General features: G+C 45.3%; 7 protein-coding genes. 1 reads left to right on the forward strand and 6 read right to left on the reverse strand.

Features of this window, described 5'->3' with window-relative positions; genetic code table 11:
* Positions 1-147 precede the first annotated feature (147 nt).
* Positions 148-2,406: a S9 family peptidase gene (locus tag HUJ19_RS01200; protein WP_290621753.1), complete on the reverse strand. Its 2,259-nt coding sequence runs from the start codon at positions 2,404-2,406 to the stop codon at positions 148-150.
* 141 nt (positions 2,407-2,547) lie between these two features.
* On the opposite strand from HUJ19_RS01200, the gene HUJ19_RS01205 reads away from it, so the two are divergent.
* On the forward strand, positions 2,548-3,486 hold the full coding sequence (locus tag HUJ19_RS01205; protein WP_290621754.1) for a DMT family transporter: 939 nt from the start codon (positions 2,548-2,550) through the stop codon (positions 3,484-3,486).
* Positions 3,487-3,826: 340 nt separating this feature from the next.
* On the opposite strand, the gene lpdA is transcribed toward HUJ19_RS01205, so the two are convergent.
* The 5 genes from lpdA to zapD all read right to left on the reverse strand — a co-directional run.
* A complete protein-coding gene (gene lpdA, locus HUJ19_RS01210; protein ID WP_290621755.1) occupies positions 3,827-5,245 on the reverse strand; it encodes a dihydrolipoyl dehydrogenase in 1,419 nt (472 codons plus the stop codon).
* 293 nt (positions 5,246-5,538) lie between these two features.
* Positions 5,539-7,224 carry a dihydrolipoyllysine-residue acetyltransferase gene (gene aceF, locus HUJ19_RS01215; RefSeq protein ID WP_290621756.1) on the reverse strand — a complete coding sequence of 562 codons (1,686 nt, stop codon included), beginning with the start codon at positions 7,222-7,224 and terminating at the stop codon, positions 5,539-5,541.
* Between the two features lie 15 nt (positions 7,225-7,239).
* A complete protein-coding gene (aceE, locus tag HUJ19_RS01220; protein WP_290621757.1) occupies positions 7,240-9,921 on the reverse strand; it encodes a pyruvate dehydrogenase (acetyl-transferring), homodimeric type in 2,682 nt (893 codons plus the stop codon).
* 236 nt (positions 9,922-10,157) lie between these two features.
* Positions 10,158-11,027 (reverse strand): regulatory signaling modulator protein AmpE, encoded by an 870-nt coding sequence (gene ampE / locus HUJ19_RS01225; RefSeq protein WP_290621758.1) that lies wholly within the window; start codon positions 11,025-11,027, stop codon positions 10,158-10,160.
* A gap of 366 nt (positions 11,028-11,393) precedes the next feature.
* Positions 11,394-12,165: cell division protein ZapD (gene zapD, locus HUJ19_RS01230; RefSeq protein ID WP_290621759.1), on the reverse strand; the 772-nt coding region annotated here is incomplete at its 5' end.

The following is a 12,165-nucleotide window of genomic DNA, read 5'->3' on the forward strand; positions in this document are numbered from 1 at the left end:
TGGGCGATAGAAAGATAGCTAATCATTCTATCAGGAGAGATACAAGGATGGGTTAGCATTTATGCGTAACCCATCGTTTAATGATTAAACTATTGATGGGTTACGGCCGCGGCCTAACCCATCCTACACACTTTTCAAATAGGTTAACTACTTCAAGTTCTCATCAAAGTAATTACTAATGGTATTAAACACATGTGTACGTACTTTTTGTCCCCAGATTGAGTGCTTACTCCCAGGGTAGTTCATCATATCAAAAGGCTTATTTGCATCCTGTAGGGCTTTAAACAGTTTGGTGCTATTGGTAAACAACACATTATCGTCCGCCATGCCATGAATAATCATCAGGTCGCCATTTAAACCTTCCAGATAAGGGAAGACATTACTGGCTTCATAACCTTCTTTATTTGAGTCAGGATGTCCCAAATAACGCTCGGTATAGTGTGTATCATAGAGATACCAATCTGTGACTGGTGCCACAGATACACCCACTTTGAAAATATCAGGGTGCTTGAACATACTCATGATGGTCATGTAGCCGCCATAGCTCCAACCGAACATACCAATTTTGTCGCTATCTACATAAGGTAAGCTTTTCAGAAAATCGACGCCCGCAACCTGATCTTTGACTTCTACATCACCCAGTTCTTTATAAATCGGATCTTCAAATTTCTTACCGCGGTTCCACGAACCACGATTATCAAGAGAGAAAATGATATAGCCCTTACTTGCCATCAAATGATGCCAGTAAGTATTACGCGCACCCCATTGATTACGCACTCGTTGTGCATGAGGTCCGCCATACACATCAACAATCACTGGGTATTTTTTTGAACTATCAAATGGTACCGGTTTGTAGATTCGGTAATGCATCTCCTGCCCATCTTCAGCTTTGATAGTACCAAACTCAGGCTTTGACGCTTTTTGATAGTAGTGATAGTAAGGATGATTTTTATCCAGCTTATTTTCTTCAAGCCAGGTAATCAGGCTGCCATCAGCGTTACGCAAACTGACCTGCTTCGGTTGCGATACTGACGAAAAGTAATCAACAAAGATTTGCATATTTTTGGAAAAGCTGACTTCATGCACACCGTCTTTTTCAGTAATCCTTTTTGGCGCGCCTGCTTCAGTCAATGACACTGAATAAAGATCCTGTTGCAAAGGGCTTTCTTTATTGGCATCGAAGTAAACAACACCCGCCTCTTCATCGACGCCATAAACCTTATCGACAACCCAGCCGCCGTCAGTTAATTGACGTATCAACTTGCCTTGTAAATCATACAAATATAAGTGACGGAATCCACTTCTTTCCGAAGTCCAGATAAAAGCATCCTGCTTTTTCAGGAAACGTAAATCTTTGGTTAAATTGATCCAGGTCTTCGAGGTTTCGGTTATAACAGTTTCTGATTTACCGGTCTTGATATCCGCAAAGCGTAACTCTAAAGTCTGCTGATCACGGCTTTGCCATTGATATGAGACTCTTGAGGAATCCACTAACCATCTCACTCTTGGAATATAGATATCAGTTTCTTTACCGGTATCTATCCACTGAGTTTTACCGGATTCCAGGTTTAGCACGCCTAACTTGATTAAAACATTATCGGTACCGGTACTTGGATAGCGTTGTTCAAAAACGGTAAAGTCCTCGGCATTGATTTCATAGCGCTTCTCGATATTAACCGGTGATTCATCAACCTGCAGGTAAGCAATTTTTTTACTGTCTGGTGACCACCAGTAACCGGTTAGGCGCCCCATTTCCTCTTGCGCCACAAATTCAGCCATACCATTTTTGATAGTGCCTTCGCCATCAAAGGTTAACTGTGTTTCCTCGCCAGTAGCTATTTCAACTTTAAAAATATCTTGGTCGCGGATGAAAGAAACATACTTACCATCAGGCGATAACTTGATATCGGTTTCATAAGCTTCGGTATCAGTAAGTTGCTTGGTGGCTTTTTTGGGATCCTTGCTTAAATCATAAACAAAAATATCACCGGCCAAAGGGAACAATAATGTCTGACTATCATCGCCCCAGTAATAATCGATGATACCTTTGGCAAATAATCGCATACGCTCGCGACGTGCTTTCTCTTCATCGGAAAGCTGTTCTTCGCCCGGGCTCAGGTCATTAGAATCAACCAGCAGGCGTGACTCGCCATCAGCAAGATTGTATTCCCACAAGTCCAAACGTTCCTGCTCTTCAGCCTTACCCTTGAGGAAGGTGACGCACTTACCGTCCGGTGATAACTTAACTTTACGTAATTCAGGGCCATCAAGAGAAGGATCAGCATAAATCCGCTCCACGGTTAAGCCTAACTCGTTGTCATTAGCCTGTGCTGTTGTCATCGTCAGAAAACTACCTGTCACCAGTGAAATTATCAAAAATAGATGGGTTAAATGTTTACTTTTCATAGCCATTACTTTTTTATTACGAACCAGCATCATAGTTACTCAAACAGCAATGATCAATCTCTAGAAATATAGTTCTCAATGCTAGTCAATGGCTAAGGTTTACTGCATAATCCGAGCTTTGTCGCATATTTCGGGTCAACCATGCATATAGTCTCCGGTCGTTGGCAACTTGGTTTATTACTCTCTTTAACTACCGCCCTGCTCTGGGGTCTGTTGCCTATCGCATTAAAAACCTTACTCGACCAGATGGATGCGGTCACAGTGACCTGGTATCGCTTTTTCAGCGCTGCCGCCATTTTATTTATCTTCCTGATTTATAAACGAAAAACACCCAATATCAAATTGCTGAAAGGCAATATTTTGTGGTTGATGGTGATATCCGTTATCGGATTATGCCTGAACTATGTGTTCTATCTATTTGGGGTAAACCTGATTACACCCAGTAGTGCTCAAGTCATGATTCAAACTGCGCCCATGTTCATGCTGCTCGGTGGTTTGCTGATTTTTAAAGAATCCTTCAACAAGCAACAATGGTTCGGCTTTGCCTGCTTTGTGATTGGCCTGATTCTATTTTTTAACCTGCGTTTCCAAGAAATATTTGAACAGATTACCGGTGACTATGCGGTAGGTTTAGGCTGGATGTTTTTAGCTGCTATCGTCTGGGCTGCCTATGCCCTGGCACAAAAACAGCTGTTGAACAATTACCGTTCCGACCAGGTCATGTTCATGATTTATCTGGCGTGCGTACCCTTATTAAGCCCTTGGTCATCGCCAGGCCAGGCACTTGAGCTGGATACTTTAGGTTGGTGGCTACTAGTGTTCTGCTGTTTAAATACCTTAGTTGCCTACGGTGCCTTCGCCGAAGCACTCGCCCATTGGGAAGCATCACGCGTCAGCGCCATTCTTGCTATAACCCCATTGGTTACCATCGCCAGTATGAAGGTGCTCGAATACTTCTACCCAGATACCTTATTATCTGAACCGATCAATATATTCAGCATTGCCGGTGCATTATTGGTTGTTACGGGTTCAATGATTACCGCACTTTCCGGAAGGAAAGTCGTACCGGTAGCAGAATAGAGTTATTGTTCAGTGTACGGTGGGCAGGCCCACCCTACGAAAACTGCACACAAGTAGCCACACTGTCAGCGTAATAGCAAGCGACCCCGCCAAACCATCTCGTACGGACAAGTCATGACTTGTCCCTACACACCTTAGCTTTTCAACTACATACGAACAGGCAAGTACTCTTCTGCCATAAAAAAAGCTTCCCGAAGGAAGCTTTTTAAATCAACTTAAGAAAGCTGGATTTTTTGTCCTGAGCGCGGCATAAACCTTTTCGCAGAGGGAGTTCACATTAAGTGAATGACCGATGATGAAAAGGTTTATAACAATACTCAGGGCAAATAAAGATGCTTTCTTATTTTTTCTTACGCTGTGGAGGAAGGTCGGTACAAACCCCTTCGTAAACCTCTGCTGCAAAAGTCACAGACTCAGAAAGCGTTGGGTGCGCATGAATCGTTAAACCGATATCTTCTGCATCACAACCCATTTCAATCGCTAGGCCTACTTCTGCAATCAATTCACCTGCGTTAACACCGACGATAGCACCACCGATGACGCGGTTGTTTTTCTTGTCGAATAACAACTTGGTGAAGCCTTCTTTACGGTTTACACCGATAGCACGGCCTGATGCTGCCCATGGGAATTTACCTACGCCGTAATCGATGCCTTGTTCTTTAGCTTCTTTCTCGGTTAGACCTACCCACGCCAACTCAGGATCTGTGTAAGCTACTGATGGAATCGTTAATGGGTCGAAGTAGTGCTTCTTACCAGCAATCACTTCTGCTGCAACGTGTGATTCAGCAGTTGCTTTGTGCGCCAGCATTGGTTGACCAACGATATCACCGATTGCATAGATGTGCGGAACGTTAGTGCGCATTTGCTTATCAACTTCGATGAAGCCGCGATCTGAAACTTTAACGCCTGCTTTATCAGCATCAATTAAGTCACCATTTGGACGGCGGCCAACAGCTGACAGGATCATGTCGAATTTTTGTGGCTTTTCTGGAGCGTTCTTACCTTCGAAAGTAACGTACAAGCCATCTTTCTTGGCTTCTACTTTAGTCACGCTAGTTTCCAACATGATATTGTCATACTTGTTAGAAACATATTTCTCAAGCACTTTCACAACATCTTTATCCGCCGCTGGAACTAGCTGATCTGCCATTTCTACTACAGAAATTTTAGCGCCTAATGCACGGTAAACAGTAGCCATTTCAAGACCGATAATACCACCGCCGATTACCAACATATGCTTTGGAACCTGACGAAGTTCCAGTGCACCAGTTGAGTCAACGATACGGTCATCTTCTGGCAGGAATGGTAATTGAACCACACGAGAACCCGCAGCAATGATGGCATTGTCAAAAGTCACTTTCTGCTTTTCACCTTCGTGCTCAACTTCGATTTCGTTAGCACCTGTGAATTTACCATAGCCTTGAACAACTTTAACTTTACGGCCTTTAGCCATGCCAGCCAGGCCGCCTGTCAATTGCTTGATCACGCCGTCTTTGTATTCACGGATTTTATCGATATCGAACTTAGGCTTACCAAAGTTTACACCGTGCGCTGACATTTCTTCAGCTTCGTCGATAACTTTCGCTGTATGAAGCAAGGCTTTAGAAGGAATACAGCCTACGTTTAAGCAAACACCGCCCAATGTGGCGTATTTTTCAATCAAGATAACGTCCATGCCTAAATCTGCAGCACGGAATGCAGCGTTGTAGCCTCCTGGGCCACTACCTAAAACTACGACTTGAGCGTGTAAATTACTCATAGGATCCTCTTTTTGTATCTGAATTCGGAGCTTAAGCTCGCTAAATTACTAAAATTAGTTGCTTAAATTTACTGGCCACTCCAAAAGAGTGGCGTATTTTACCTGAACTGGCCGAAAAATCATCAATCAATTCGTTGTTTCTAGCCTCTGCCAACCTTGTCGCGAGGAAATTTGTTCAAGATTGCGGCAAAGTCATCTGGTGTAAGCGCAGTTGAGAAAACTCAATGGGCACGTCAACAGATGACTTTAACAACCCTCTCTTAAAGAGCAGTCGAGCAAATTAACCGCTACAATTACAGGATGACTCGCCTAATATCACCCAACATTTTGCTTAAATGCACAATAAAACGCGCCGCCACAGCACCATCAATTACACGGTGATCATAGGACAGCGACATTGGCAACATCATGCGTGGCTCAAACTCTTTACCGTTCCAGACAGGCTTCATCTGGTTACGCGACAAACCAAGTATTGCTACATCTGGCCAGTTCACAATTGGGGTGAAGGATGTGCCACCGATTCCACCTAACGAAGAAATGGTGAAACAACTGCCCTGCATATCGGCCGCGCCCAGCTTCTTGTCACGGGCCTTCTCGGATACTTCGCCCAGCTCTTCAGCCAGTTCATAGACTGATTTTTTGTCTACATCACGTATCACCGGAACGACCAGGCCGTCAGGAGTATCTACTGCAACACCGATATTGTAGTACTTCTTCAATATCAGGTTTTCACCGTCATTAGCCAGAGATGCATTAAAGGTTGGGAAAGCTTTCAAGCTGGCTACCAACGCTTTCATGATGAAAGCCAGCGGCGTCAGACGAATGCCTTCTTTTGCCGCTTCGTCTTTCATGCTCTTACGGAAAGCATCTAAATCAGTAATATCCGCATCTTCGTGCTGAGTCACATGAGGGATCATGGTCCAGTTACGATGCAGATTGACGCTGCTAATTTTCTGAATACGGCTGAGTGGTTTCTGCTCCACTTCACCAAATTTCGAGAAGTCGATTTCAGGTAAGTCAGGCGTACCCACGGCACCAGAGCTGGCAGTCGCTTTAGGGCGAGACAGTTCAAACTTAATAAAAGATTGCACGTCTTCTTTCATGACCCGCGACTTAGGGCCTGTACCTTTAACTTTACCAAGGTCAACACCAAACTCACGAGCCAAGCGGCGAACAGCCGGGCTAGCGTGTACTAACTTACCTTCCTGCGGTGTTTGTACCGGATAGTCAGAAACTGGCGCCGGTTTTGGTGTATCAGTTTGCTTTGGAGTATCCTGGGTAGACTTGGGCTCTGCTTTCTTCTCAGGTTTTGATGCTTCAGACTTTGTTTTTGCGGGTTTGCTTGAGACAGTCTTGATGACACCAATCTGATCGCCCTGGCTGACTTTATCACCCACTTTAACGCTCATGGAAACAATGGTTCCTGCTGAAGGAGATGGCACTTCCATGGTCGCTTTTTCAGTTTCCAGTACAATCAGGCTGTCGTCTTTGTCGATATTATCACCAGCCTGAACACTCACCTCAATCACATCCACGTCACTGGCATCGCCAATGTCAGGAACGATTAAAGGCTCTTCTTTTTCTTCACCGGCGGCTGTGTCTGAATCCTCATCATTCGAATCAGTCTCTTGCGAGTCCTGATTTGAATCCTCGCTAGACTCCTCAGCCACACCCTCTTCCTGATCGACTTCAGGTTCTTCATTATCTGCTGAACCATCATCAGCATCAGCACCAGTTTCGGCTGCTTCAATAGATAAGATGACATCACCTTCAGAGACCTTGTCGCCAACCTTGACTTCGATGGACTTGACCACACCAGCGTGGCTGGAAGGCACTTCCATGGTTGCCTTGTCGGTTTCCAGAACGATCAGGCTGTCTTCGACCTCGATGGTGTCACCGACTTTGACCAAAACTTCAATAACATCAACCCCACTGGCATCACCAATATCGGGGACTTTTACTTGTGTAATATCTGCCACGATTATTCCTCCAGTTTACAGGGTTGCCGGATCGGCTTTATCGGTATCAATGTTGTATCGCTTGATAGCCTTGGTGACTTCTTTAACATCAATCTCACCTTCGTCAGCCAGAGTCTTAAGCGCTGCCAACACGATATAGTAGCGATCCACTTCAAAGAAACGACGCAGGTTTTCACGACTGTCCGAGCGACCGAAACCATCCGTACCCAGTACTGTGTAACGCTGCGGTACAAAGTTACGGATCTGATCAGCGTACGACTTCATATAATCAGTTGCCGCAATAACAGGTCCTTTCTGCTTAGCCAGACATTGCTCCACATAAGACTGCTTTGGCTTCTTGGTTGGGTTAAGCAGATTTTCACGCTCAACCGCCAAGCCTTCACGACGCAACTCTGTAAAACTGGTTACAGACCAGACGTCTGAGAGCACCCCAAAGTCTTTTTCCAACAACTCCGCTGCATATTCAACCTCACGTAAAATTGCACCCGAGCCCATTAACTGAACCCGCGGCGCTTTCTTGCGAGACTTATTGTCATGCAACAGATACATACCCTTGATGATGCCTTCTTCTGAACCTTCAGGCATATCAGGATGAGGATAGTTTTCGTTAAGAGTCGTGATGTAGTAGAACACATTCTCCTGATCACGATACATGCGACGCATACCCTCTCGGATAATCACCGCCACCTCATGCGCATAGGTTGGGTCATAACTGATGCAGTTTGGAATAGTGGCCGACAACATGTGGCTGTGACCATCCTGATGCTGCAAACCTTCACCATTCAGGGTAGTGCGACCAGAGGTTGCGCCGATTAAGAAGCCACGCGCCTGCATGTCCCCTGCCGCCCAGGCCAGGTCACCAACACGCTGGAAACCAAACATGGAGTAGTAGACATAGAAAGGAATCATCGGCAAGTTATTGCTCGAATAACTGGTCGCCGCAGCCATCCATGATGACATAGCCCCCGCTTCGTTAATGCCTTCTTCCAAAATCTGACCTTTCTTATCTTCGCGATAATACATGATTTGATCAGAATCGACCGGCTCATACAGCTGGCCTGATGACGAATAAATACCGATTTGACGGAACAGGCCTTCCATACCGAAAGTACGCGCCTCATCAGGAATAATTGGCACAATGCGATCTTTTAGTGCCTTATTTTTCAATAAGATATTCAACGCACGCACAAAAGCCATGGTGGTTGAAATTTCACGGTCACCGGTTGCTTTCAGCAACGGCTCAAAATCCGACAGCGGCGGAATATCCAAGGATTCAGATTCAGTGCGACGAGCCGGCAGATAACCACCCAGCTTCTCGCGGCGCTCGCGAAGATATTTAATCTCATCGCTGTCTTCGCCAGGATGATAGAAAGGAACCTCTTCCAACTTATCATCAGGAACTGGCACATTGAAACGGTCACGGAAATGTTTCAATGCCTCAAGGTTCATCTTCTTGACCTGGTGAGAAATATTTTTACCCTCACCCGATGAACCCATACCGTAACCTTTAACGGTTTTGGCCAGAATCACAGTGGGCTGACCTTCAGTATTTACTGCGCGATGGTAGGCTGCGTAGACTTTATGCGGATCATGGCCACCCCGGTTCAGACGCCAGATGTCTTCATCAGACATATTGGCAACCATCTCTAACAACTTAGGATCCTTGCCAAAGAAATGCTCACGAGTATAAGCACCGCCTTTAGCCTTGCAGTTCTGATATTCGCCATCGACGGTCTCGTTCATAACCTTTAACAGGCGACCTTCAGTATCACGAGCAATCAGCGGATCCCAGTAACGACCCCAGATCACTTTTAGCACACTCCATCCGGCACCACGGAACTCACCTTCGAGCTCCTGAATGATTTTGCCGTTACCACGAACCGGGCCATCCAGACGTTGCAAATTACAGTTCACAACAAAAATCAGGTTATCCAGCTTCTCTCGGCCGGCCAAACTAATGGCGCCCATTGACTCAGGCTCATCCATTTCACCGTCACCGAGGAAAGCCCAAACTTTACGACCTTTAGTCTTAGCCAAACCACGATCTTCGAGATACTTTAGGAAACGGGCCTGATAGATAGCCTGAATCGGACCCAAGCCCATTGAAACTGTTGGAAACTGCCAGAACTCCGGCATGAGCCAAGGGTGTGGATAAGAAGATAAACCTTTGCCATCCACTTCCTGGCGGAAATTAGCTAACTGCTCTTCAGTCAGACGCCCTTCAAGAAAAGCGCGAGCATAAATACCCGGAGAGCAATGACCCTGATAGTAAATCAGGTCACCGCCATGATCTTCGGTTGCAGCATGGAAGAAATGGTTAAAGCCAACATCATAAAGAGTGGCGCTGGAAGCAAAACTGGATAAATGACCACCCAGCTCAAGATCTTTTTTAGATGCCTGCAACACAATTGCAATTGCATTCCAGCGAATAATGGCGCGTAAGCGACGCTCCATTTCCTGATCACCAGGCATGTGAGCTTCCTGCGAAGGAGGAATAGTATTCAGATAAGCAGTAGTCAGATCGAATGGCAGGTTAGCGCCAGCACGACGTGCCTTAGCAACTAATTTTTCCAACAGATAGTGCGCACGTTCAACACCCTCTTCTGCCATAACGGCATCGAGTGCATCCAACCACTCCTGAGTTTCAATCGGGTCAACGTCCTGTTGTACCGCATCATTGTTTTGATCTTGTGTCATATTCTTGCCTTTACTTTTGGCCTCGGTGCGGCTCATTTATTAAGCTCACCCGGCACCGATGGTCTTTACAAGAAAGTTGCCAACAGGTAATTAACACCCGTTAAGCAACTTAGCTAAAATTCACAAAGTGTCCATCATAGACAAAATCAACACAAAAAGATACTTCAGGCAGCTGATTTTGACCATTTCATGATTTTGGTCAAACCAGCAAACATAACTAACAACTGTTAATTATTTTAGAAGAATGTCCAGCCTACTAATGACATGACCGCCACAAAGGCAAACAGAATAACACCCGTGCGCTCGGTAAGCTTCAAGGCGCATAAATTCTCAGCAACCTTTTGTTTTTGCTCAGTATCACAATCAAGCACTGGCCCAATGGCTGCAACACCGGTAGCCTCTATCAGCTCCAGGCCACCAACGTTAAGATCGAAAAACTGCTTTTTGATTTTTGCAACACCGGAGGCCATATCACCAGCCAGTAGATACGCCAGTGCTGATATTCGCCCCGCGATCCAGTCCATGATGGACTTAAGTGGAGCAGAAAGGGTTCCTTCCGGATTATTAGCCAGATACCAGTCGAGGAGACGGTATAGCAAAGCTCCAGCAGGACCAAGCAATACAAACCAAATCACCACAGCCGCATAACGGCGTTGTGTTTCGGTAAAAATAGCCTCGCTGACCATACGTTGAGTTTGTGCCCAGTCATCCGCTTCCTTACCAGCAAATGACACCGCATGTTCATAAGCACCCTGCTCATCTTCGTTAGCGATGTCTGAAAAGTATTTGCGGAGAGACTTTCTAGGCGATTCAGGCCCCAGGCAATGAACCAGAATAACAACTGCCAGCGCCAGCGCAATTAGAGAAGAAATAAAGCCATCTTCAAAGGCTTCAAACAGCAGAAAGAACAACATTACAGGAAGAAGGATTAACAAAGCCTCAGCAACCCAGCCCTTAAACCAGGATTGTCCGCCAAACGACTCAGCCAGACGTTTCTGGTATGACACAAACCAGCCAGCATTGCTGAACTTCTCGCGCTCTTCGCTAGAGCCAGTATGAAAATAACGCTCAAATAATAATGCAATGATGAGTGATAAAAGAGCCATATTGAAACCTTATTAAATCCGTTCTGATTTATAGTACCAAAAGGAAAAACAGATTGCGTCTTTTAATTTGTACGATGATTTTTAGGTCAGCTCTGGTAGGTTGGCGATGTACCCCTAGGGCAGGATCAACGTTGCGAATCCCAACATGGGTTCGTTGAAACATGCCTATTGTGCTGGGATTCGCTACGCTCATCACCAGCCTACGAAAAAATATCTCTTCATAAACCAGTCTGCGTAGGTTAGCCTGCGTAGGTTGGATAAGCCGCTTGGCGGCACCACCCAACATTCCAATTATAACCGTTTATAACCGTTGCTCCCGTAGGGACAAGGGTCTACCCCAATGGGTACTCATGAGTTGTCCTACAATCAGCAAATCGCCATCTGAAACCTGGTGTCATCTGACAAGACTTTTTGGTCTCTATCACCAGGCTGGATAAAGCGAATAGTAAAACAGTATTTGGAGCCACTGATTTCTGGATAGACACTGGTGGCAATGGGTAATTTGACGCGAATCAGATGCGGATTTTGTTTCTTGTCAAAATTATGCTGATAAGCCCCGTTATTCGTCTCTACATCAACAAACTGACCATTTTCCCGATACAGCCTTAACAAGACTTTAAGACACTTGTTCAAACCATCGAAATGCTCAAACCAGTCATCAAATTTCTGCTGTCGGTAAGCTACTGGCTGCTGTAAAAACTGATGTAATTCCGGTAAATCAAAACTACAGGAAGCCCCCGGAATTCGTATTCTGTGCTTAATTAAGTCGATAAAACGATCCTGACGTAATGTTGCCCCAAACTTTCCCTGATAATTTGCCACCCATAAATAGAGTTGTTGCAGCTGCTCTAAAAAACGCTTCAACTTAACGTCGTCAATATAAGGGCTTGCCTCAAGCTGCTTGAAGTGGTTCTTCTGCTGCTCAAGCTCTTTCAACAACTCAGCCTTTAAATCCCCACGGTCAAGGCAGTCCAGAATTTCCCATAGATTATGCAAAGCAGCAATATGCGCAGCCACCGAATCCATGGACTGGAGTTCTTGCTGAATATTAAAAAGGTTTTCCAAGCGCAGATAAGTGCGTATCTGCTCATTGAGCGGATGCTCATACAAGATATAACTGGCAGCTTCGGGCATCAAT

It is taken from the genome of Kangiella sp. (genome assembly GCF_014762745.1).
GTDB lineage: Bacteria > Pseudomonadota > Gammaproteobacteria > Enterobacterales > Kangiellaceae > Kangiella.

What these genes read in the sequence shown, in the direction of transcription:
- HUJ19_RS01205 (WP_290621754.1), top strand. Translation starts at nt 2,548, where the DNA reads ATGCATATAGTCTCCGGTCGTTGGCAACTTGGTTTATTACTCTCTTTA.
- aceE (WP_290621757.1), bottom strand. Translation starts at nt 9,921, where the DNA reads ATGACACAAGATCAAAACAATGATGCGGTACAACAGGACGTTGACCCG.
- ampE (WP_290621758.1), bottom strand. Translation starts at nt 11,027, where the DNA reads ATGGCTCTTTTATCACTCATCATTGCATTATTATTTGAGCGTTATTTT.
- HUJ19_RS01200 (WP_290621753.1), bottom strand. Translation starts at nt 2,406, where the DNA reads ATGAAAAGTAAACATTTAACCCATCTATTTTTGATAATTTCACTGGTG.
- lpdA (WP_290621755.1), bottom strand. Translation starts at nt 5,245, where the DNA reads ATGAGTAATTTACACGCTCAAGTCGTAGTTTTAGGTAGTGGCCCAGGA.